The sequence below is a fragment of the Chryseobacterium sp. RU33C genome, assembly GCF_900156015.1.
GTDB classification, from domain to species: domain Bacteria; phylum Bacteroidota; class Bacteroidia; order Flavobacteriales; family Weeksellaceae; genus Chryseobacterium; species Chryseobacterium candidae.
Genome location: NZ_FTMT01000001.1, coordinates 214,701 through 239,231, shown reverse-complemented (window position 1 = coordinate 239,231; position 24,531 = coordinate 214,701). Strand labels below are relative to the sequence as shown.

19 protein-coding genes and 2 tRNA genes are annotated in these 24,531 nt (G+C 34.7%); 14 read left to right on the top strand and 7 right to left on the bottom strand.

The features are described from left to right. Window positions 1–2: 2 nt before the first annotated feature. From BW946_RS01065 to BW946_RS01005, 13 genes are all read left to right on the top strand, one after another. Window positions 3–2,270: a response regulator gene (locus tag BW946_RS01065; RefSeq protein WP_076594402.1), complete on the top strand. Its 2,268-nt coding sequence runs from the start codon at window positions 3–5 to the stop codon at window positions 2,268–2,270. Between the two features lie 116 nt (window positions 2,271–2,386). Beyond that, entirely contained in the window at window positions 2,387–2,827 is a 441-nt protein-coding gene (locus BW946_RS01060) for a response regulator (RefSeq protein WP_076594401.1), read from the top strand. A 6-nt stretch (window positions 2,828–2,833) separates the two neighbouring features. Further along, window positions 2,834–3,565, top strand: a complete 732-nt coding sequence (locus tag BW946_RS01055) for a polysaccharide biosynthesis/export family protein (RefSeq protein WP_076594400.1) — start codon at window positions 2,834–2,836, stop codon at window positions 3,563–3,565. A 10-nt stretch (window positions 3,566–3,575) separates the two neighbouring features. After that, window positions 3,576–5,723 carry a GumC family protein gene (locus tag BW946_RS01050; RefSeq protein WP_076594399.1) on the top strand — a complete coding sequence of 716 codons (2,148 nt, stop codon included), beginning with the start codon at window positions 3,576–3,578 and terminating at the stop codon, window positions 5,721–5,723. Then, on the top strand, window positions 5,720–6,946 hold the full coding sequence (locus BW946_RS01045; protein ID WP_076594398.1) for a lipopolysaccharide biosynthesis protein: 1,227 nt from the start codon (window positions 5,720–5,722) through the stop codon (window positions 6,944–6,946). Before BW946_RS01050 ends, BW946_RS01045 begins: the two co-directional genes overlap by 4 nt. After that, complete coding sequence (locus BW946_RS01040; RefSeq protein ID WP_139325948.1) at window positions 6,937–8,052, top strand: glycosyltransferase family 4 protein; 1,116 nt, start codon at window positions 6,937–6,939, stop codon at window positions 8,050–8,052. The genes BW946_RS01045 and BW946_RS01040 overlap by 10 nt, the downstream gene beginning before the upstream one ends. A gap of 1 nt (window position 8,053) precedes the next feature. After that, window positions 8,054–9,358 carry an O-antigen ligase family protein gene (locus BW946_RS01035; protein ID WP_076594396.1) on the top strand — a complete coding sequence of 435 codons (1,305 nt, stop codon included), beginning with the start codon at window positions 8,054–8,056 and terminating at the stop codon, window positions 9,356–9,358. 118 nt (window positions 9,359–9,476) lie between these two features. Then, window positions 9,477–11,786, top strand: coding sequence for a hypothetical protein (locus tag BW946_RS01030; protein ID WP_076594395.1), 2,310 nt, complete (start codon window positions 9,477–9,479; stop codon window positions 11,784–11,786). Beyond that, the gene (locus BW946_RS01025) at window positions 11,783–12,526 is read left to right on the top strand and encodes an acyltransferase (RefSeq protein WP_076594394.1); all 744 of its coding nucleotides are present in this window, start codon (window positions 11,783–11,785) and stop codon (window positions 12,524–12,526) included. Before BW946_RS01030 ends, BW946_RS01025 begins: the two co-directional genes overlap by 4 nt. Then, on the top strand, window positions 12,471–13,706 hold the full coding sequence (locus tag BW946_RS01020; protein ID WP_083688756.1) for a glycosyltransferase family 4 protein: 1,236 nt from the start codon (window positions 12,471–12,473) through the stop codon (window positions 13,704–13,706). Before BW946_RS01025 ends, BW946_RS01020 begins: the two co-directional genes overlap by 56 nt. 1 nt (window position 13,707) lies before the next feature. Further along, complete coding sequence (locus BW946_RS01015) at window positions 13,708–14,784, top strand: glycosyltransferase family 4 protein (RefSeq protein WP_076594392.1); 1,077 nt, start codon at window positions 13,708–13,710, stop codon at window positions 14,782–14,784. Window positions 14,785–14,911: 127 nt separating this feature from the next. Next, the gene (locus BW946_RS01010) at window positions 14,912–16,132 is read left to right on the top strand and encodes a DUF1972 domain-containing protein (RefSeq protein ID WP_076594391.1); all 1,221 of its coding nucleotides are present in this window, start codon (window positions 14,912–14,914) and stop codon (window positions 16,130–16,132) included. A gap of 11 nt (window positions 16,133–16,143) precedes the next feature. After that, complete coding sequence (locus tag BW946_RS01005; RefSeq protein ID WP_083688754.1) at window positions 16,144–17,211, top strand: glycosyltransferase family 4 protein; 1,068 nt, start codon at window positions 16,144–16,146, stop codon at window positions 17,209–17,211. 253 nt (window positions 17,212–17,464) lie between these two features. Here the strand turns inward: BW946_RS01005 and BW946_RS01000 are convergent. Beyond that, a tRNA-Lys gene (locus tag BW946_RS01000) sits at window positions 17,465–17,537 on the bottom strand. Window positions 17,538–17,861: 324 nt separating this feature from the next. On the opposite strand from BW946_RS01000, the gene BW946_RS21305 reads away from it, so the two are divergent. Beyond that, window positions 17,862–18,023, top strand: a complete 162-nt coding sequence (locus tag BW946_RS21305) for a hypothetical protein (protein WP_156106559.1) — start codon at window positions 17,862–17,864, stop codon at window positions 18,021–18,023. 190 nt (window positions 18,024–18,213) lie between these two features. Here BW946_RS21305 and BW946_RS00995 read toward each other — a convergent pair. The 6 genes from BW946_RS00995 to BW946_RS00970 all read right to left on the bottom strand — a co-directional run bounded on the left by BW946_RS00995 (window position 18,214) and on the right by BW946_RS00970 (window position 24,445). Beyond that, window positions 18,214–18,286, bottom strand: a tRNA-Lys gene (locus tag BW946_RS00995). A 258-nt stretch (window positions 18,287–18,544) separates the two neighbouring features. Beyond that, entirely contained in the window at window positions 18,545–19,171 is a 627-nt protein-coding gene (locus BW946_RS00990; protein ID WP_076594389.1) for a DJ-1/PfpI family protein, read from the bottom strand. Window positions 19,172–19,277: 106 nt separating this feature from the next. After that, on the bottom strand, window positions 19,278–20,252 hold the full coding sequence (locus tag BW946_RS00985; protein WP_170872035.1) for a GlxA family transcriptional regulator: 975 nt from the start codon (window positions 20,250–20,252) through the stop codon (window positions 19,278–19,280). Between the two features lie 216 nt (window positions 20,253–20,468). Continuing rightward, a complete protein-coding gene (locus BW946_RS00980) occupies window positions 20,469–22,061 on the bottom strand; it encodes an MFS transporter (RefSeq protein ID WP_076594534.1) in 1,593 nt (530 codons plus the stop codon). Continuing rightward, window positions 22,054–23,118 carry an HlyD family secretion protein gene (locus BW946_RS00975; RefSeq protein WP_076594533.1) on the bottom strand — a complete coding sequence of 355 codons (1,065 nt, stop codon included), beginning with the start codon at window positions 23,116–23,118 and terminating at the stop codon, window positions 22,054–22,056. Before BW946_RS00975 ends, BW946_RS00980 begins: the two co-directional genes overlap by 8 nt. A gap of 4 nt (window positions 23,119–23,122) precedes the next feature. Further along, complete coding sequence (locus BW946_RS00970; protein ID WP_076594387.1) at window positions 23,123–24,445, bottom strand: TolC family protein; 1,323 nt, start codon at window positions 24,443–24,445, stop codon at window positions 23,123–23,125. Window positions 24,446–24,531: the final 86 nt, after the last annotated feature.

The following is a 24,531-nucleotide window of genomic DNA, read 5'->3' as shown; positions in this document are numbered from 1 at the left end:
CTATGGAAATCAAATTTCACAATTTACTCGAGAGACAGATCAATAAATATCTTACGGAAGACTGCAAAAATCATCCGCAATTTAAACGTTTTATTCATGCAGTTAATGAATCTTACAAATCATTTGAAAGGGATAAAGAACTTATGGACTACGCTTTCAAACAAAGTGAAGAAGAATATCAGGAGCTGTATCAAAATCTTAAAAATGAAAATACACTTAAACATGAATCTATCAGCAACCTCTATGAATCATTAAAAATTATTGATTCTGATATTGAAATAAAAAAATCGGAAGATCTTAAAGAACTGTCACTGTATCTCTCTGAACAGCTAAGGAAAAGAAAAAGAGCAGAAGATTATATAAAGCAGCAAGAGGAAAAATATCGGAATATTATTGCTAACATGAACCTGGGACTCATTGAAGTAGATAATGATGAAATTATTCGCTATGCAAACCAAAGCTTTTGTAATGTATCAGGTTTTGAACTGGATGAAGTAATTGGTAAAAACCCAAGTACACTCTTTTTGTACGGAGAAAACCACGTCCGGTTTTTGCAAGAGCAGATAGAACTGAGAAAAAAAGGAATTTCCAGTGTATATCAGCTTCCTGTAAGAAACAAGAGAGGAGAAATAAGATGGTGGGCAGTAAGCGGAGCTCCCAATTATGATGACTTGGGAAATTTGTTAGGTTCCATAGGAATCCATCTTGATATCACTGATCAAAAAAAATTGGAAGAAGAATTAAAACTTGAAAAAGCAAAAGCATTGGAAGCGTCAAAGGCTAAAGAGGTTTTTCTTGCCAATATGAGCCATGAAATACGAACCCCTCTTAACGGTATCATTGGTTTTCTGCGAGAGCTCAAAAGAAGTGACCTCCCTGATGAACAGAAACAATTTGTAGAAAACAGTTATAACGCTTCACAGCACTTATTATCAATTATTAATAACATACTCGATATTTCTAAAATTGAATCTGGAGAAATGTCTTTAGAGCACAAGAGTTTTTCTTTAAAAGACAGCATTCAAAAAGTCATTTCCGTTCTTAAGCCAAAAGCAGAAGAAAAAAACCTTAAAATTATTACAGATTTCTCTGCGGATATTTTCCCGGTTTTAAAAGGAGATTCTCTAAGACTTGAACAGGTGTTATACAATATCATTGGTAATTCTTTGAAATTCACCAACGAAGGGCATATCAAAGTTGAATCTAATGTGCTGAAAAGTTTTTCAAACCAGCAAACCATTTCGATCAGTATTACTGATACCGGTATTGGAATGAGCGAAGAATATGTACGTAATATATTCAATAAATTTAATCAGGAAGACAGTTCAATTTCAAGAAAGTATGGAGGTACAGGTCTTGGAATGTCTATTACCAAAGAACTTGTTCACCTTATGAAAGGAGAAATTAATGTAAAAAGTGAAAAAAACTCAGGAACATGTATTACAATAATTCTGATTTTAGACAGGGGTGATGAAAAAGCCTTAAAAGAAAGCACCTGGAAAAATCAACATATTTCCATTGCAGGTACAAAAGTTCTGCTGGTAGAAGATAATGCACTTAATCAGCTGGTGGCAGAAAGATCTCTTAAACATTTTGAATGTAATGTCGTTAAAGCTGAAAATGGTAAAATAGCCCTGGAAATATTAAGCAGAGAACAATTTGACATTATTCTGATGGATTTGCAAATGCCAGAAATGGATGGTATTGAAGCAACTAAAATATTACGGAATGAACTTGGAATTAAAGCCCCTGTGATCGCACTTACCGCTAACGCTTTTAAAACAGAAATAGATAACTGTATTAATGCGGGAATGAATGATTATATCACCAAACCCTTTAATGAAGAAAATTTACTCAAAATAATTTACAAGTACGTTAAAATCCCTGAAAAAACAATAGAGACAATGTCGGACGCAGGCGAAACTTTCTACAACCTCAAAAATATACAGGTTCTCAGCAGAGGTGATAAAGATTTTATGCGGAAAATGCTATTAATATTTATTGGACAGACTGAAACAATACTTCCATTAATGAAAAAGGCATTTGATGAAAAAAACTATGTTGAAATTGGAAGACTGATGCATAAAATAAGACCTAGTATACAAGCCATGGGAATAAATTCTATTGAAAATGAAGTAAAGCAACTTGAATTACTTACCATAGAGGAAAATAAAGAATTCCCGGAATTATCTTCCTTGTTTGAAAAAATAAAGGAAACCCTTGAAACAGTGGTCACTCAATTGAAAGATGAAATAAGCCAATCTATTTAATCCAAAATCAAGAAGCTATTCCATATTCTGGAAAAAACCATAAACATAAACAACTGACAAACAATAAATTACAAAAAAGGTATAGAAATAGAGATATTGTTTTCAAAATAAATAAAATGGAAGTAAATAATCAAAATTTAAAACTTTTTATTGTAGATGATGACAGGTTTTGTTCAAATGTTTATCAGCAGTATCTGAAAAACCATCATTATGAAGACATTACCTCCTTTAGCTGTGGAGAAGATTGTCTTGATGAACTTTATCAGAAGCCGGACATTATTTTTCTAGACTATAATATGGAAGATCTGAACGGATTTGAAGTTTTAAAAAAAATAAAACGTTTTGATCCCAATATTTACGTTATCATGGTTTCCGGGCAGGAAAATATAGATACAGCAGTAAATGCACTTAAATACGGGGCATTTGATTATTTAACTAAAAATACAAACGTCTGCGAAAAAATGGTAAAAACCATAGAAAAAATTTTAAAAATAAAAGAAGAAATCTCTCAAAGCAAATTAAAAGGCTTTCGCAAATTTTTCTCAATGATATTTTAATAATCTATGACAAAAAAACTCATCATATCATTTATCTTTCTCTTACTGCTTAGTTCTTGTAAGACATATAATGTACTGGAAGAAGAGCAGGCATCCAGAGATATGCAGGATTTCAAATTTAATCCGGAGTACGAATACAAAATACGGAAAGATGATAAAATTACTCTGTCTGTGTGGGGCCAGGATGATTTAAGCGTAGGCTCAGTCTACGGAATTTATAATTCTAACGAAGTATATGGCAAATGGCTTCTGGTTGATAAAAATGGCAATATTGAAATTCCCAGGCTGGGAACCACTTTTGTCGTTGGAAAATCGGTTCCTGAACTGAAAGAGGAAATTAAAACCAGGTTAAAAAAGTGGCTTGTAAATCCAGTCATCGATGTCAAAGTCCTTAATAAAGAAATAACGGTAATGGGTGAAGTAAGAAACCCGGCTGTTATACAGGTAGATAAAGATCAGAATACATTACTTGAGCTGGTTTCAAAAGCAGGAGGTTTTGAAATGTACGCCAACCTCAGGTTAATAAAAATTTTAAGACAGGAGGGAGAAAATGTGAGGGTTACTAATATTGACCTTAGTAAAATGAAAGATGTTCCCAATCAGAATATTGTTCTTCATCCTGGAGATTACGTGATTGTGCCCTCTAAGAAAAGTAAAGATTTTGATAAAAGAATCTCAACCATTATTCCTTTTGCAACCGTTACCTCTGCAGCTGCCATTTTAATAGGTCTGTTATAAAACTTATACCATGAACAACGAAAATGTACGATTCCTGAAACCTCTTTTAAGAGGACTGCCTATAATAGTTCTTGCAATGATAATTTCTGTTTTGGCCATAAAAAAATATCTTAATTACGTTACACCAATGTATGAAAGTACGGCCAAACTAAAACTTGCGGATACACAAGAAGGAGTTCCCAGTGCAAATCTTTTCAAAGACTTTGATGTATTTGCATCAGCCAACAAAATCAGTACAGAAATTGAAGTTCTCAAATCCTCTTCTCTCATCGAAAAAACTTTAAAAAAATTATCCTTTTCCACAGAAATATACCGCAAAGGAAAAATGCAGTCAGTAGAGCTTTTTAACGACTCTCCAATAAAAGCTGAAGCAACAATTGCTGACAAAAAAAACTTTGATAAAAAATTCTCCTTAAATATCCTATCCTCTGCAAACTATATCCTCACTACTTCAGACTCCCCAAAAGAATTAAAAGGGGTATTTGGTATTCCCACCAATATTGAAGGAGGTAAAATCCTGATTACAAAAAATGAAGAATATCTGCTTTCCAAACCTAATGCAAAAATCATTGATCATTACGAACTGGTATTTTTAAGCAGAGAAAAGCTTCTCGAAAAAGTTAATAAAAATCTTGACATTGTAGCCGTAGACAAAGATGTACCGGTTATCAGAATCAATTTTAAAAGCAATGTACCCGCCAAGGCAAGTCTCCTTGTCAATACTCTGGCTGAAACATATATTGAAGATTATATTGAAAATAAATACCGGGCAGCCAATACTACTGTTGATTTTCTAAAAGGAGAAATAGGACAGGCTAACAATAAATTATCCGAAACAGAAAACCGTATTGAAAATTACAGAAACAAAGAAAATATTATCAATATTCCACAAGAGACAGAAACGGACCTGAGAAAGATAGCCCAGCTTAAAATCCAGCAAAGTAATCTCAAAATGAATCTTGATGCCATCAAAAATCTTAACAGCTATATTACAGAAGGAAAAGATAATTATCTTGATCTGGCTACAAACTTTGAAGCATTCAACGATCTTCTTTCTACCGAAATTGTAAAAAACATGAAACAGCTACAGGCAGAAAAAAAAGAATTATTACTTACCTACACTCCTGAGCATGAAAAAGTAAAAATCATTGACACAAAAATTAAAGACCTTACCGATTATCAAACCGAAAGCATAAAAAACACTCAGAAAAATTTACAGATAAAATACAATGATATAGAGCGCGATATTCAGACTGCAGAAAGTGCTTTCATTGGTCTTCCTGAAAAAGAAAAGCTATTGAACATTATGAATAGGGAATTTAATCTCTATGAAAAAAACTATAATTTTCTGAATGAAAAAAGAATAGATGCCGAGATTGCAAAAGCTGCCAAGATCTCATTCCATAAAATTATTTCCCGAGGGGAACTGCCACAGGAACCTGTATCACCAATGCGTTCCATCATTATTATTGTTACTGCCATTATGAGTATGGTTGCTTCTATTTTTCTGATTTACGCAGTACATTTTGCCAAAGCCAAAGTAAATGATATTTCCATCATAGAAAAAAACAGTTCCATACCGATAGCATTCACTACCCCATTTATCAAAAAGAAAGAAAAAATAATGCACCATTTTCTGGAAAATGTCTTGGAGATGGAGCTTAAAGAGATAATAAAGGATAAAAAGCAGATTTGTATTACTTCATATGATAAGGCACAACAGCATGCATTTCATGCAAAAAATATCATCAGAGCACTACAACTGCAATCCAGAAAGGTTTTGTTGGTAGATGCCGCCGGTGTATTAAGCAATTCAGAGGGTGATCATTATATCAATTTATCTGCCGAAGAAAATCTACGGCTGACAGCTAGGGAAGTGAGAGATCTTATCGATGAAAAAATGAAAGAATGTGATATCTGTGTCATCAATAATCAAGCAATAAAGCAGGGCAAGCTTCCTTTACTTTTCATGAATATTTCAGACCAGAACCTGTTCATACTTGACAGCCGGAAAACTGCCGTTAAAAATATAATAAACATTGAACTCTTAAAAGATGAATATAAACTGTCTAATCTTTGGTTTGTTCTGAATAAAGAAGGATACAACCCTAGTCTGATAACTACCATTAAAGGAATTATAAACAAATACAAATCGTGAAAAGATTCCATGAAATATTTAAAAGCGCCTCTGTTTTGGTTTTTACAGATCAGCTTATATTCAGCGGGAGCAATTTTCTTCTGACCTTTTTACTGGTGAGAAAATTAAGTATTTCTGAATTTGGAATATTTTCATCTATCCTTTTAATAACCTATTTTCTGGTAGGTATTTCTAACGCTTTTATTGTTCAGCCTTTTCAGATTTTATCAGCAAAGAATTTCAGTAAAAAATCGCTGGGCTTTGCATTTCTGGCTTCATTGGTTTTGATCTCCATATTCAGCCTCATTATTTTCTTTATTACCCTTCTCCCTATTCCTGCCATAGCATTTTTAAAAAACAATCTTTCTGCTATCATAATTTTCATTTCAGCTTATATTTTACAGGACTTTCTCAGAAAAATATTACTGACCATAGATCATATTAAAATTGTCCTTTTTATCGATACTGTCTTTATTATTATTTTTCCTTTACTTGGATTTGAGACATCCCTTACCTTATGGAAAAGTTTATATATTATCGGTATGGTAAACTTTGCAGCATCTGTTCCCGGCATAGTATACCTTATAAAAAATGCAGACTTCGGTCTTAAAAACACTTCACTTTTACACTATTATTTTGCCGAAGGCAAATGGCTTTTAAGTGCCTCTGTTCTTCAATGGCTTTCGGGTAATTTTTTTACTCTTGCTGCAGGGGTATACCTAGGGATCAATGCCTTGGGAGCATTAAGGCTTGTTCAGTCCTTCTTCGGAATTATCAATGTTATCTTACAAACCATTGAAAACTATTACCTTCCTAAAACAGCTCAGCTTTATTATCAAAATAAAAACCAGGAGAAAAAGGAGCTTCTTCTCAAGATGATGAAAGCAATAGCCGTATTAGCCATTATAATCATTGGTTTTTTCACTTTTTCAGAATCGTTGATTATTATGCTCGGAGGAGAAAAATATCATCAATATGGATTTGTCATTAAGCTGGTTTCAGCATTATATATTGTAATTCTATACAGTTATCCAACCCGGATTTCCATCAGAGTTTTAGAACAAAATAAGGCATTCTTTATCGGATATAGTATATCCTTTGTTTTTTCGGTTCTGAGTTTCCATTTTTTGTTAAAATACGGGCAGCTATATGGTGCTGTAACTGGCTTAGCTATGAACCAGATTATCATGATTGTGTATTGGAAAATAATTCTCAACAAAAAACAAATTTCGGTATGGGCATAGTACATTTAATATTAGGAAAAGCGAATCCCGAAAAAATGAACGGCGTTAATAAAGTCGTGTATAATATCGCTACAAAACAGGCACAAAACAAAGAGAACGTAGAAGTATGGGGTATTTCTGAAAATACAGAAATCAACTATCCCGAAAGAATATTTGTAACCAGGATTTTTAAGAAAAAAAGAAATCCTTTTTCTATTCCTGATGATCTTAAAAAAGAAATTCTGGCCGCTGATCAGGCAACAATTTTTCATTTTCATGGAGGATGGATTCCCTTATTTTCTTCTTTAAGTAAATTATTGAAGAAAAATAACTACCGATACGTAATAACTCCTCATGGTGCATATAATAGTATTGCCATGGAGAAAAGCAAATATACAAAGAAGATCTACTTTGAAATATTTGAGAAAAAAGTCATTGAAAATGCTTGTAAAATCCATTGTATAGGAGAAAGTGAAATAGAAGGTCTCCATTCTGTTTTTCCAACCTCAAAAAGCGTTCTGATTACCTATGGCTATGATAGAATAAATACAGGCTTTTATTCCGGCAATCTCAAAGAACCTATCATTTTCGGATTTGTTGGCAGATTGGATATTCATACAAAAGGTCTGGATATTCTCATTGAGAGTTTCGCTTCTTTTTCCAGCAAAAAACCTAATTCCAAACTCTGGATTGTAGGAGACGGAGCTGAGAAAAATGAGCTCATCCATCTACTGAAATCATATCATATAAGTGATAAAGTAGAATTGCTAGGAAGTAAGTTTGGAGAAGAAAAAAATGATCTGATCAAAAAAATGCATGTCTTCGTACATCCTTCCAGAAATGAAGGCCTTCCTGTCTCAGTCATTGAAGCAGCTGATTTTGGAAAACCCTGTATTGTTACCAAAAATACGAATATCGGACATCTGGTAGAAAAATACAATGCCGGCATCAGTATCGCTGCCCCGGATTCTGCTCTGCTTACCAATTCTTTTATTATGATGTCTGAAATATGGGAAAATCAGGATGAATATAAGAAGATGTCTGAAAATGCCATAAAAATGGTGGAAGAAGCTTTTGACTGGAACAGAATTCTTGAAGACATGAATACCCAACTCTACAACAGATGATATGGAATCCTTAGCGCATAAACATCAGCACTTTCTCAAAAAAACGAATAATCAGCTTTTTATTATCCTGCTGCTGATGGTAGCTTGTTTTTTTACCTGGAGTGAAAATGTTGCCATCACCCGGGGAATAAAAGTAGTGGGAAGAATGGGCGTAATGATCTCTTCTATTCTCGTCTACCAGAAAATTATTAATTATGGAAGTGTCAATTCTTTAGCCTATAAAAATATCTTCTCTCCTATTCTATACATGGCCTATCTTACATTAGGCTTTATATCATTTTCATGGAGTACCAATCCGGGATTCAGTGCCCTGCAGTGGTTTATGACGTTTCAGAGTTTTGTCTTTGCCTACTTCTTTGTAAAAAGTTTAAAAATACTGGATGTGTATTTTGAGGGCCATAGTATTCGTCTTTATCATCTTTTAGGCAACACGGTTTTTGTGCTGCAACTTGTCTTTGTTATCGGAATGTGGATTGCACCAGATGTTTTTTTCCGTCTCACCGACGGAGGTGAAGAAGCCAGACTTGGCGGTACATTAATGAACCCCAATGAACTAGGAATGCTCGCCGGTGTTGGCTGTGCATGTCTTATTTTTGACCTTTACCGCTTCAAAAATAAAGCCTGGACGATTATAAAAATACTGGTCATTATGTATGCCCTTTATATGACCGGTTCAAGATCTTCTCTGATCGGAATCCTACTCATTATCTTTTTTCATATTAATCAGACTAAAAAAAAGACATTAAAATTCGCTATCATTGGGGTGGTGGCTGCAATTACACCTTTTGCTGTTTACAGCATAATCTTAAAAGGCGGAGACCAATCTCGTCTGGAGGAAGTGATGAGCCTTACAGGGAGACTTCCTTTCTGGAAAGCTCTGATTAATGAAGGATTGCCAAGAGAACCCCTTTTAGGCTTTGGATTTATGAGAATAGACTATAAAGAGTTTTTTCAGAGTGCCCACACCTATCCGGGAAAAATGACCCATAACACATTTATGCAGGTTCTTATGAACCTTGGTTTTATCGGGCTCACCATTGTTCTTTTTCAGGTATTTTTTACCCTGAAATCAATACTGTCGCAACCAAAAGAAACGAAGCTTATGCTCATTGGAATTCTAATTCCCATCATAATCAACTCTTTTACTGAGTTTGGAATATTTGGAGAAAGCAACTACGGAATTTTATTTTACCAAATTATTATCTTTTCAGTGACCCTCAAAAACAGTAACTATCTTACCCGGCTGCAAAAAATTGTTCTTAAGAGAAAAAGGCCGGATCTCATAGAAGAAAATTCCATTCTCTAGTTTTTTTTCCATTTTCTGGAAAGTCTAATTTATTTCAAACACTACAAATTACTCATTATCAATAATTTGCATAAATGGCAAGATGTTTATATCCTTTGTTAATATAAAATGGTACATCATGAGAAACTTATTTAAAAACACAGGATACAAGCTGTATTTAAAACAGCAGTCAGGAAGTAAAAGAATCTCGTTTTCTTATATTCCCAACCAGGATGGAAGTGTACGATGGTTTTGGAATTCCGGATCAAAAAAGCCTCTATTCCTAAAGTTTTATAATATAACAACAATTAAAGGAAAATTATTTGCGTTCGTTGTACATATGATATTCTTTCTGTGTCTGCAGAGACTATTATTCAAAAAAGAGACTTTATATTATACTTCAGAAGAAAACCCTTTATTTGACATCATGAATGACTGGGCCATATTTACCGGAACTCAAGGGCCTAACAACAAAGCCGTTTTATTTGCAGACAATTGCTTCTTCAAAATTGCTTCAACAAAAAATGCAAAAAATCTCATCAACAAAGAATATAAAATCATTACCTACTCCGGAATCAACACATTGTATTCAGCACCTTCTGCATATTTAATTAATGATTGTGTACTAAAACTTTCTGATATTTCAAATAATGGAAAGAGGCAAAAAAAATTCAGTGAAGTTCATGCTAAAGCTCTTCATGGAATCAAAGAAAAACATCAGAATATGATTAAAATTTCCAATTGGAAGCATTTTGACACATTGATAGAAAACTTTAGCACCATTGATGATAACCGGATTCCTCCCAATCTGACACGAAAATTGAAAATAATTCTGGAAAATATTGATAAAGATGAAATGATACACTTATCCTTTTCTCATGGCGATTTTACTCCCTGGAACTGCTTTGTAAAAGACGATACACTTGGAATATATGATTGGGAACTAGCTTCATTTGAAAAGCCCAAAGGGTTTGATTTCTTTCACTTTATTATACAGAACGGTATACTGGTACAGCATATTCCCTGGAAAGAAATCTTGGTCCAGATCAGGAAACATAATAAAATTACATTTAATTTTGATGACAATGATCTTAAAAAGTATCTTAAATTCTATCTGCTTACCAATGTACTTTATTACCTGAAACTGTATTCTGAACAAGAGCAATGGCACCTTCAGGTTCATTGGCTTTTAAAAGTATGGTCAGAAGCTTTGAATATGTATCTTACTGAAATCAAAACTGAAAGAGAGCTTCTTATTATGGATATTTTTGATTATCTGTATCATGAGAAATATGCAACCCTGAAATTTCATGATAAAGAACCTGAAAATCTCCCTCTGAACTCTGATATTGATATCGTTATCTCCTGCAATGATGCTTCAAAAATGGCTTTATTTCTAAAACAGAACAGCCTGGTCAACAGAATGAAAATAGTAAAAAAATCATTCATGTACAAAATAAGACTTATAACTCATGATCTTCAGATTCTTAATCTGGACCTTATTTACCAGCTAAAATGGAAAAGTCTTGAGTATATGGAAACAAATGGAATGATAAACCATGCAGAAATGAACAGGTATGGAGTTAAAATATCATCCCCCCAGGATACTGCAAAATACATCTATTATTTTTATACTCTTAATAATAGTGAAATTCCTGATGCATATAAAAATTTCGTATATGAGAATACCTCAGAAAAAATGAGAAAAAGTAAAACAGAATGTATTACAATGATGAAAAGGAAAAGATCTAACAGAGGATTTTTATTCCTTAAGAATCTCTGCTGCTACTTTAAAGATTTTTTTTCAGAAAAAGGATTCATTATTACTTTCAGCGGTGTAGATGGTGTTGGAAAATCAACAGTTATTTCTGAAGTTTCAGAGCTTATTGAAAAACGTTACCGAAGACCTGTAAAAGTTCTCAGACACAGACCTTCTCTCCTTCCGATATTGAGTGTATTTACGAAAGGAAAAGAAAAAGCGCATCAGGACATTGTAAATTCTCTGCCAAGACAGGGCAAAAATGATCATTTTTTCTCCTCATTGCTAAGATTTACATATTACTATACAGATTATATCATCGGGCAATTTATTATTTATCTGAAATATGTATTAAGAGGAAAAATTGTATTGTATGATAGATATTATTTTGATTTTATTGCAGATAGCAAAAGAAGCAATATCAAACTTCCGGAAGGTATCACAGAAAACGGATACCACCTGCTGTTAAAGCCCAAATTCAATTTTTTCCTTTATGCTGACCCGGAAAAAATTCTTGACAGAAAAAAAGAACTCTCCTATCACTCAATATGTGATCTGACGGCATCATATGGCAGATTATTTTCAAAACTGGAAAAAAAAGATCCTAAGATCAAATATCTTTCCATTGAAAATAATGATTTGGACACCACTTTAAGCACTATAATGAACACTATAACTGCTGCAAAATGAAAACAATTGTTGAAAAAATCATTAAACTCAGAAATCCGGATTTTACTTTAGATAAAGCATTAAACTCCGGAGCTGTATTCCAGCTGATTTGGGTTCAGTTCTGGAGCCTGTTCAGAGGACTAAAGATGATATTCTTTTTAAGAAATCCGAAAGGAATGCTTTTGGGAAAACGTGTAGGACTCTTCAATATTTCAAAAATACAATGGGGAAAATTTCTGAGGCTGGGAAATGATGTTTACATTTCTGCACTGGCCAAACAAGGAATAGAATTCGGAAATAATGTTTCTATAGGGGCTTTCAGCAGAATTATAGTTTCTACCTCATTGAATAATATCGGAGAAAAAATAAAGATAGGAAATAATGTGGGTATTGGAGAATTTGCTTATCTGGGCGGTTCCGGAGGTCTTGAAATTGGTGATGACTGTATTATAGGGCAATACCTCAGCTGCCATCCGGAAAATCACAATTATCAAGATCCTGATATTTCCATACGCCATCAGGGAGTAAACCGAAAAGGCATTAAAATAGGCAAAAACTGTTGGATTGGAAGTAAAGTTACAATTTTGGACAGCATAGAAATTGGCTCCGGCTGTATTTTAGCCGCAGGAAGTGTTATTACAAAATCATTTCCAGACAACAGTATTATAGGAGGTGTACCTGCAAAACTAATAAAAATGAGAACTTATGATGACTATCAATCAGACTATACTGGCGACCTGCTATGCCGTAAATCCATTTAAAGGTTCGGAAGATGCCATGGGCTGGAATTTTGTATATCAGATTGCCAGATTCCGAAAAGTGATCGCCATTACAAGGGAAAATAATAAAATCCATATTGAAAAATATATGGCAGAAAATCCTGATCCTGTATATATGAATATCCAATTCCTATATTTTGATCTTCCCTACTGGATGCGTTTCTGGAAAAAAGGAAACTTCGGAGCTATGCTTTATTATTATCTGTGGCAGAAGAACGTTGTTTCTTTCATCAGAAAACAAGAACTGGATTTTGATATCGCTCATAATGTCAATTTTCATAATGACTGGACTCCGAGTTTTTTATGGAAACTTCATAAACCTATGGTTTGGGGACCGGTAGGACATCATCCCCTGATTCCAAAACAATATCTCAAAGACTATTCAATAAAATACTTTAGTAAAGACCGTCTTATCTGGCTGATTAAAAATTGTTTCTGGAAGTTTTCAGTATCGTTGAAAAATACAGTTGAGCATTCAGATCATATATGGTGTATGAATAGTAAAGTTCCCGAAAAACTAAAGATTAATAAAAAGAAATATTCAATCTATCCTTCAGTTGCATCAGAAGACTTTTTCCCAAAAAAAGAACTACTTCCAAAATCAGAATTTAAGGTGATCAGTGCAGGAAGGTTTGTTCCGTTAAAAGGATTTGACTTAACAATAAGATCTTTTGCCCAATTCATTGATCAGATTTCCGAAAAGGATAAAGCATTATGCAAGCTTACTCTTATTGGAACAGGTGAACAGAAAAAATTTTACCAGACCCTTATCAGCAGTCTTGAAATGAATAAATTCATTGAAATCAGGGAATGGATTGACAGAAAAGAACTTATGAAAATCTATGAACAGTCATCCGTATTTTTATTTCCATCACATGAAGGAGCAGGGATGGTAGTTCCGGAAGCACTTTCTTTCGGGTTACCTGTGATATGCCTCGAAAATGAAGGTCCGGGAGAGTTTATTCATCATACCTGTGGTTTTACCATTCCCCAGCAGGAATATAACCAAACTATAGACGGATTAAGTAACGCATTACTCAGATTGTTTCTGGACGAAAAGCTGCAGAAAAAAATGAGTATTGGAGCCAGAAATCATTATCTGGAAAAATTTTCCTGGGAAAAAAGAGGTGAACATCTTAATACAATTTATAATCAGATCTGAAATGAAGAGAATTGTTGCCATCCATTTATTAAATGACTACAGCGGAAGTCCAAAGGTATTGATGCAGTTATTAAAAACCTGGACCCAACACGGTATTGAAACCCACCTGTTTACTTCAGGCGGAAGAAAAGGCTTTCTTTCTGATATTTCTCAAGTGAAAAATCATTCTTTTTGGTATCGTTTTTCGTCCAATCCTATCATAAGAATATATAATTTCTTTGTCTGTCAGTTCCTATTAATGATAAAGCTATTGTTTTTTCTGAATAGAAAGGATATTCTCTATATCAATACTGTTCTGCCTTTTGGAGCGGCTGTTGCCGGAAAAATAAAAGGCTGCAAAGTAATCTATCATATCCACGAAACTTCAATCAAGCCTGCTATCTTTAAGAATTTACTTTTTGGAATAGCAAAATTTACCGCTCATAAAGTTGTTTATGTTTCAGAATTTCTTATGAAACAGGAATCCCTTATCAAAAATCAGGTTCTTCTTTACAATGTATTGGAAAAAGATTTTGTTGAAAAAGCAAATCAATTTCAAAGCCAGGAGAAGACAGTTCCTATAGTTTTAATGATATGTTCTTTGAAAATTTATAAAGGAGTAAATGAATTTTTGCAGCTGGCTCAGAAAAACGCCCATTATATTTTCAAACTGGTTGTCAATGCTTCTGACAAGGAAATTAAGGATTATTTCGGAATGAGAAAAATACCGGAAAATCTAAAAATCTACTCTACCCAAACCAATACACACCCTTTTTACCGTGAAGCCAGTCTCATTGTTAATCTGTCTCATACTGATCAGTGGGTTGAAACTTTTGGGCTGACTATTCTGGAAGGAATGCGATATAGACTTCCTGCTATTGTTCCGCCCATTGGGGGAGTTACAGAGCTTGTGACCAATGGTGAGAATGGTTTTTGGATTAATTCTAAAAATATAGATGAACTATCTGAAAAAATAAACTATATATTGGAAAATAAAATGGTCTATCAATCTTTCAGTAATGCATCTTATGCTAAAAGTCTAATGTTCTCAGAGGAATATTTTGAGAAAGAGTCAATCAATATTATTTCCAGTTTATAATAAATTTTCCATTTTCTGGAATTACGCACAACCTATTTAAAATTATAAAAATTTGATTATCAGATAATTAAACACTAATTTACTTTTGGAACATGAATAGTTATACTATTTTTAAATATAAATAATTATGAAAACAAAAGTAGCAATAATCGGAACTGTGGGTTTACCCGCAAAGTATGGAGGCTTTGAAACTTTGGCGGCTCATCTTGTTGAAGAACTTTCGAATACGTATGATTTTACAGTATACTGTTCGTCAAAAAAATATTCTGGAAAAGAAAGGTGTAAAAGCTGGAAAGGAGCACATCTGAAATATATCCCTTTAGATGCCAATGGAATTCAAAGTATTCTTTATGATACATGGTCTATTATTCATTCTTTATTTTTTAGTGATGTTTTATTGATTTTGGGAGTAGCAGGAGCATGGCTGCTGCCCTTTGTAAAGCTGTTTACCAATAAAAAAGTCATTATTTCTATAGATGGAATTGAATGGAAAAGAGATAAGTGGTCCTTACCTGCAAAATTATATTTATGGTGGGCAGAAAAACTTGCTGTAAAATTTTCTGATATTGATATTTCTGATAACGAGTCTATTCAGGATTACACTTCTTTAAGATACAATACCATAAGCCGGGTCATAGAATACGGTGCAGACCACACAAAAATAAACCTGATGCCTACCCCCGAAAATATTGAAGAATATCCCTTTTTACAGGATGAATATGCCGTAAAAGTATGCAGGATAGAGCCTGAGAATCACGTTCATACTATTCTAGAGGTGTTCAGCGAATTTCCTGAACGTAAACTGGTAATGGTGGGTAACTGGAACAACAGTCAGTATGGGATAGAATTGAAACGGCAATATTCAGATTTTGAGAATATTTATCTCTTAGACCCAATTTATGAACAGGAAATCATAGATCTTATTCGTGGAAATGCTTCCCTTTATGTTCATGGCCATTCTGCTGGTGGTACCAATCCTTCTTTAGTAGAAGCCATGTTTTTAGGACTGCCTATTATCAGCAACGGTGTTTCCTATAACAGAACCACTACAGAAAATCAGGCTTACTATTTTTCAAATGCAGAAGAGCTGAAAAAAATTGTAGCACAACTGAAGAAAGAAGACCTTCAAAACTGTGCCATCAGGATGAAAAGAATAGCAGAACGGAGATATACCTGGAAAAAGATCGCAAGGAAATACCACAATCTTATTGAAGAAGCATTTGCTGCAAAAAGCAAGACAAAAGTATATCCCGCAATTGGTAACCTGGAGAAAAAAATCCTTGAGAAGTACAACTTAGAACATCTGAAAAACATACAGTTATTCAATAATTCCAGTGAAACAGCTTAAAACAAAATACTATGAAAAATTTTATTGAATTATTAATATCGGGAGTTCTTGCATTCGTTTTATCAATTTGTATAATTCCCATAATGAGAATCATGGCGCAAAAATTCAGATTGGTAGATGTTCCCAATACAAGAAAAGTACATTATACTCCTATTCCATTAATTGGAGGTTTGGCTATTGGAATGATTATTTTACCATTAATTGAAATTTCCGGAGACAATGGATGGAAAACAATACTTCCCATTATTGTAACATCTTATATATTACTTATTGTGGGAGTCTTAGATGACAAAACTGATATTAAAGCAGTTCACAAACTAATCATTCAAATTTGTGTAAGCATTATTATAGCAATTTCCGGAATAAGAATTTCATCTTTGTACGGACTCTTTGGGATCTACGAAATCAGCACATACTTCCAATATCTGCTTACCATTCTGGTTATTGTAACAGCAGTTAATGCTTTTAATCTTATAGACGGTGTGGATGGACTGGCAGGCAGTGTAGCAGGAGTAGGATTCTTTCTGTTTTTTATTATCATGTTAATAGAAGGCAACTTAGGACTGGCAAGAATAGCCATACTTTTTGTCGGAAGTATTATAGCTTTCCTGAAATATAATCTTTCTCAGAAAAATAAAATTTTCTTAGGGAATTCAGGTTCTTTATTTTTAGGATATCTGCTGATATGTCTGGGAATTTATATCACAAAGTTTGATAACAATACAACAACATTTCCTTATGGTGTATTTTTTATACTTTTTGTATTTGCTATTCCTGTAATTGATTCTATACGAGTATACATTGATAGAGTATCAAGAGGGAAATCACCATTTAAAGCAGATAAGACACATATTCATCACCATCTGCTTTTATTGGGCTTTTCCCATAAAAAAATAAGTGCCACTTTTATTTTAATTAATATTCTAACATTTGTTATTCAATATATTTTTTTTAAAAGTTATCCTATTTATTCTTCACTTATTTCATTTTGTACATTTATATTAGCTTTCAAAATTATCAAGAGCATGAATCTTTTTACTATATGGAAAAAAAAGATAAAAGATTTGGAATACAGCTAAGGTTGTTTTCGTTATTTATATTTTCATAAGGTATCCATCATAAAGATATTTACTATCATTTTTTAGAACCTCTTGTATAAATTTTCAGGAGCTGTGGAATTTATGGTAATGTTAAAGTTTGTATTATTTTAATCCCACTTATTACTGAAGGAAGATTAAAAACACCATCCGAACTTCCAGTGCAAGAGATATGGAAATATGATGTGGCTAAATTGTATGAATTTGTACAGACAGCATTATAATTTGCTACTAGTGACCCGGCTGGGATTCGAACCCAGGACCCATACATTAAAAGTGTATTGCTCTACCAGCTGAGCTACCGAGTCGGCCACTTACTTTTTTAAGTAAATCCCTTTGTTTAAGGGACTGCAAAGATAGAAACTTTTTCTTTATTTACAATACTTCCGCAACATTTTACGTACTGAATTCTGCTAACATTTACAAAATCAGAGACAAAAATTTCGTGCTCCGGAGCAGGTCTGTTAATTAAACTTCAACAATGAACAAAAAAGCTTCCAATGAAAAAATGAGCAGTTCACGAAGCTCTTGTTTCTCCTGCTCTATTACTACAACAATCTTATTTTCTTAAATTTAAAACAATCTTAAAATCAATAATTTGTTTTTTTCAAATAAATTTACTATATTAACATATGAAAAAAAATGAGCGTCAGGATAATATAACACATGCTGGCAAAATTAACGAGCGAACAAAAGCATTGGAGGTCCTTGAAAAAGCGAAAAAAGTACAGGGAAAAATTACATTTCTCCGTCAGGGAGTCGGAAGAAACTTTAAACCGAAAAATGAAGAGTAAAGATATTGCTAAATTTCAACTGCAATAGAACAAGTACAATCAAACTGGTCTGTAATGAAAATTTGTAATTATCAGCCATTTTGAAACATTATAGTTACCCTATAAATAAAAAACCTGCAAAAATAATTTGCAGGTTTTTTATTGTTTTCTGATGTTTTTAAAAATTTTCATTTTCACATCTTTTGGATTGTGACCCGGCTGGGATTCGAACCCAGGACCCATACATTAAAAGTGTATTGCTCTACCAGCTGAGCTACCGAGTCGGCCACTTACTTTTTTAAGTAAATCCCTTTGTTTAAGGGACTGCAAAGATAGGAAAACACTTCTTAAATCCAAATTTTTCTAAGCTTTTTTACAATAAAATTCACATCAAAAAAGTCAAACACCTGTTTATAAATTAATTACGTTTATTATTTTTTAATGACAATTTCAGAATCTGCAGTTCTTTAATTAAAAATAAAATTTTAACCGATTTTTACAATTCACGAAAATTTTAAAATCTCTCTATTTTTCTTTTAAACTTAACTTTCAGATTTCTTATTCTGATATTCAAAAATATGAATAACCTTATCCATTATTTCCTGACCATGATGTTTTCCAACCAGGTAAAGAGCAGCGTCAATTCCAGCGGTAATTCCAGCAGTAGTTATCAACTGTTCCTGATCCACATAACGAACATTTCTGATCACATTTGCCTGCGGATTATACTGTTCTAAAGTATCTAAAAGCATGCTATGGGTTGTAACATCGTGGTTTTCAAGGATTCCTGTCCCGGAAAGCAGCATACTTCCTGTACATATTGTGAACACAACAGTTCCGCTATCATAATGAGTTTTAATCCATTGTAAAACGGTTTCCTGAAAATCCTTATCCTCAAGATACTTCGTAATGTGTTCAGGATTTGCTCCGGGAACCACAATCATATCCGGCTTAGGACATGTATGGATATCGTAGGTAGGAATAACAGCCATCATATTGGCTTCCATATACACCGGTTCTTTTGTTTTTCCAACTGTAAAGCAATGATAAGAGTTGGGATGTATAGCATCCGCCTTAACGAAAACATCCAAAGGACCATTTAAGTCAAGAGCTTCTACCTGATCATAAATTAAAAATGCTACATTCATTGTTTTAGTGTCTTGTTTCATAATTTTTATATTTTTAAGATGATTATTTTTTGGATAAAGGCATAGTTCTTCCCTACCGACCTTTGAAGATGATCGGTTTCATTTTAAATCCTTAAGAGAAAAAATATTATTCTGTAGTTTTAAATCCTTTCCGGTATTGCGCCGGAGAAAGGAAAATATTTTTAAGGAATACCCGGCGAAGCGAAACGGCGTTGCTAAATCCACATTTAACGGCAATCATATCAACACTCATCTCAGTATATTCCAGCATATTTTTAGCCTGATCCAGCCTCATTTTTTCCAGAAACCGGCCGGGAGTCATTCCTGATTCTTTTCGAAATACTCTGGAAAAATTACGGGGGCTCATGTTCAGTGACTCAGCAATATATTCTACTGTTACAGCTTCATTCAGCTTATCTTTCAAAAAGTCACGCACTTCTTTTGTAAAAGGAGACCTTATTTCATATTCCGGCAGCGCATCTCCAAACTGCGACTGCATTCCGGCTCTTTTTAAAGGCAGAACAAGATGACGGGCAACTTCTATGGCCAATGGCTTTCCAAAATCCTCTTCCAAAAGAGCCAACGCAAGATCCATCCCGGAAGAAACACCTCCCGAAGTATAGATAGGCTTATCCCGAATAAAAAAAGGATTAACATTCACTTCCAGCCTGGGATAAGATTTCTGCAGTGTATCTGCAAATTTCCAGTGGGTAGTCACCTGCTTACCATCCAAGAGCCCTGCTTTGGCCAGAACAAATGCGCCTACGCAAACAGATCCCAGCCGTCTTACGTCTGATTTTATGTTCTGAAGATAATGATAGAGATCGTGGCTGATTTCCTCCAGTACAGTCAACGTTGTCCCTGCTACAAGTAAAGTGTCTACAGGGAAATCGACATCATAAATAGTATGGCTGCATGATAATGGCATTCCTGAACCGGAATAGATAACCTTCTCTGAAGTTCCGGAAACGAGATACACATGATAGCCTATATCTTTTTGATCAATATTCAGAAAACGGTTGGCTGCTGTAAAAACGTCCCATGGCCCGGCGATATCAAGCAGCTGTACCTGTGGCAAGGCCAGAAGTACTATATTTTTCATTCCTGTGTGTTGTCCTTCTTTCTTCATATCTCGTTCTGTATGAGTACAAATGTAGAGAGAAAGTATCTTGTCTGCAATGACAAAAAACATACAATTCCGGCCAGAAGTGCACATCCATTTTCGAACAAAATAAAAGAGACTGCCCTATCAGACAGTCTCAGCACTCTACTATAAAATTAGCTGACAAGCTATACTTTTAAACTATGATTGTCTCACTTATGCAGGTGACAGTCTGCGGGATTTCAGATAAAGAGCGGTACGGTTGAGATAGGGAAAAAGAAAAATCAATAACAGTGAAGCAGCAAGAAGCCACACCATCATTTCATAATAATCCATCGCAAAACGCACATGATCCTGAACATTCATTCTTGTTACCAATAACTTATTGGCAGCTTTTACAGCCTTTTCTTCAGGCATTCCTCCTGCAATAAGCTTAGCCGTCTGCAGACGGAGAAAACTTTTAACTTCCGGATCTGCAGCACTTAAATGATCCTGAAAAGCATTGTAATGACGACTTTTTTCAAAGAGTTCAAAAAAATTGATCAGGGCAATGCTGATACAAAACCCGAGATATCGTATTGCTAATGCTGTTGCAGCAGCGGAAGGCCCAATAACAGCAGGAACGGAAGAAATAATATAAATAATCGTCGGAACCATAATCAACCCCACACCCAATCCCTGAATAAATAACGGAATGTAGTAATTAAACTCATCAGCCTGAACATCAAAAGAATAGTACATTAAGCCATGAAAGATCAACAGCATTAAAAATCCAGGTCCCCAGATATACCGAATATTTTTCTTTTGTAAAACCATACAGCAGGCGATAATGACCCCAACCACCAATCCTGCAAGGTTAAAAATATTAATATAAGAAATATGAAACGGATCCAGATGCAGTTCTGATGCAAAATAAGTGTTGACAATTCCTGAAGCAAACCGGCAGATATACATCACAAAAAGGATAAGCAGACCTACTTTGAAGTTCCTGTATCTGAAAACCTGCAGATCAATATAAGGCCTTTTAATCGCCTGCTGGCGAACTATTGATATCGCCGCCAAAACCATAATTCCGACCACACTTCCCAGAATCCGGTTATCTTCCAGCCAATAATATTCCTGTCCAAAAATAGTTATATACCCGATTAATACCAATAAAGCACTGAATAGCCCAAAACTCTGCCAGTCCAGTTTATACAGATGAAATCTTGCATGGGTTCTGTAATGGCTCATGGCTAAAGTCAGAAAAATAAGTCCCGGAAGATAGGAGAAGATGGCTGTTTTATAAACGATATTAAAATTATAGGAATCGATAAGATCTGCGGTAATGAGATTATTAAACGGCAAAGCACAAATTAAGATTCCAAAAAATACTGAAAAACTGATTTCCCGGCCTCTTTCACTGCTCAGTCGTGTAAAAATAAGGGTTAGTGAAAGGTTTACATTTCCTGCGAATAACATTCCCTGTATGAAACGAACCGGAAATAAAATATAGACCTCCCGCGTGAAATAACAAATGAGACAGGCCAGAATCTGCAGGGTAGTAAAAAGAAGAAAATATTCTTTTGCGGCGAGAAAACTGAAAAATCTTCTTTCCAGGCTGTAAAACCCTACATAACCAGCATAAAACAACGCTACTGAAAACTGGATATCTGCCGGTTCACATCCATAATATCCGGCAGCGGCATTTACATTAGACAATGGCAGAAAAAAGATAATGATTCCCGGAAGCGTCATTGAAAAAAGAATAATCTTCACCAGCCATTCCGGAGCCCATTTTTTGAAATAGGGCATTTTTCTTTTAACCATTGGAATGCTTTTTATTGGCGTATACATTCACATTCATTCCCACTTTCAGAACATCAATCTGACTTCTTTGCCCATCCACTCTGATTCTTACAGGAATACGCTGTACAATTTTCACGTAATTTCCAGTGGAGTTATCCGGTGGAAGCAGTGAAAAACTTGAACCTGTTGCCGGAGAAAGCGAGATGATTGTTCCTTTAAATTCCCTGTCAGGATAAGAATCCGCAACAATTTTCACATGATCTCCGATATGCATATCCCTGATCTGCGTTTCTTTATAATTGGCTACCACCCATTTATCAGTTTCATTATTGACAATAAAAGCCAGTGTCTCTCCGGCATCAATCATCTGCCCAACTTCTACAGTTCTTCTTCCCATTCTTCCGTCATAAGCCGCGGTGACAGCTGTATAACTTACATCCAGCTTATGACGGTCCAGCAACGCTTCCAGTCTTGCAATTTCTGCTAAAACAACTGTTTTTTCTGCTCGTATATCATTAATCTTAGATACCGAAGCCGCATAATTATCCTGTGAAGATTTATAATCGCTTTCATTGACATCCAGTGTTGCTTTCACATCTTCAAGCCGCTGTTTCGTGGCAGATTCTTCATCATACAGCTTTTTATACCGGTTATAATCAAGCTGTTGTTTCCAGACTTTTGCTTTATTGGCATCTACCTGAGCCATTGCTGCTGCTGCTTCCTTTTCTGTAGTGCCAGTAGTACTTTCCAATACTCTCAGTTGAGCACGGGCTTTCTGAATGGCTGCCTGAGTCTGTTTTTCCTGAAGTACATATTCACGGTTATCAATGATTAAAAGAGTATCTCCTTTTTTAACTTCCTGATTCTCCTCAAACTTTACGGCAACAATAAACCCTCCGGCTCTTGAAATAACGGGGTTAACATATTCCTGAACCTGTGCATCATTGGTTTGCTCATATGCATAATAATTTTTTAAGGTAAAACCGCCCCAGACAGCAAGTGCAGCAACAATTACAACTGAAATCGATCCTGTGATCTTCGTGATCATTCTATCGGTGGGAGTATATTTTTTTTTCATGGTATTATAAAACGCCTGTAATGTTTTGTAGTAAATAATAATTGTTTTGTGCCACAATTTTGGCGGCTTCCAGTTCAAATTTTGTCTGAAGCAACTGTATATCTGCATCCAGCAGTTCTGTAATAAGAGAAGTCTGGCTGAAGTATGTATTTTTAATAATACGTGCATTTTCCTTTGCCTGAGCAACATTGGCTTCTGCCACTTTTATCTGTTCTAAAGCTTCCTGGTAACGCAGATAAGCTTCTTTCACCTGTTGTCTTACCTTATCTTCAGTATCCTTGTGTACTTCCTCTTCCTTTTCAAACTCCAGCTGGGCAGCTTTTACTTTATGAGTATTATGGTAAAGAGAAGAGATCGAAAATGAAGCTTTAATTCCAACGATTCCCAATGAATACCAATAAGGATTATAGGGATACAGAAAAATCTGTGGATTGGCGTAATAAAATTCACCATACATCCCGATTTTAGGTCTTATATTCGCTTTTACCTGTTTCAGTCTGATCATACTCAGCGCTGTCTGCTGTTCAGAAACATGATAATCAAAAGAATGATCCAATGCCAGTTTCAGAAACTCATTATAAGTTGTACTCTCATTCCACTGATTAAACGGGGCTTCAGGAATAACAATCTGCTCATCGGGAATACCCAAAATAATATTCAGTTTCTGCATCGCGATAAGAATATCATTTTCTATGGTCACCAGCGCCATTTTTCTTTTGGAAAGTTCCAGTTCAATCCTTAAAACATCACTTTTTAATACCACTCCATTTTTATAAAGAGCCTGTATCTCTTTAAGCTGTGTCTTCTGATCAGTGATATCCTGTTTGATAAGATCTCTGAAAATCAAAGTTTTCTGGAGTTCAAGATAAAGCGCTGCAGTTTTGTAATGAATATCAGAAACTGATTTTTCTTTCTGAATATCCTTAATTTTCTGAAGCGTCTGATTTTCCTTAATCTTAAGATTCAGCTTATTTCCGTTATAAATGTTCAGGTAAAAATCTGCTCCGGCTCTGTAAAGCGTATGAATTACTTCATGCTGTGTTGGCTTGGAAAAAATTCCGTTCTCATAGATGGGAATGTTGGAAGCCTTTTCTGCAGAGCCTTTAACTTCTATTTCCGGAAGGCGCTCTCTTTTGGCATCTTTTACTTCGGCTTCGGCAATGTCTGCGTTGATGGTATTGATTCTGATATGACGGCTGTTTTCTTCCGCTCTCTGCCATGCATCTTTTAAGGAGATTCGTATGGTATCCTTTGCTGGACTGCCGGTCTGAGCTGATATAGTGGAGGAAATCCCCAACATCAGCAATCCGGCGACATAAATTTTCATTTGAATTTTTGAATTATTGCACTGCAAATTTATTGGCAATCCGGAAATTTTATTTATCTAAAATAGTCAACTTTTACATGATTCCG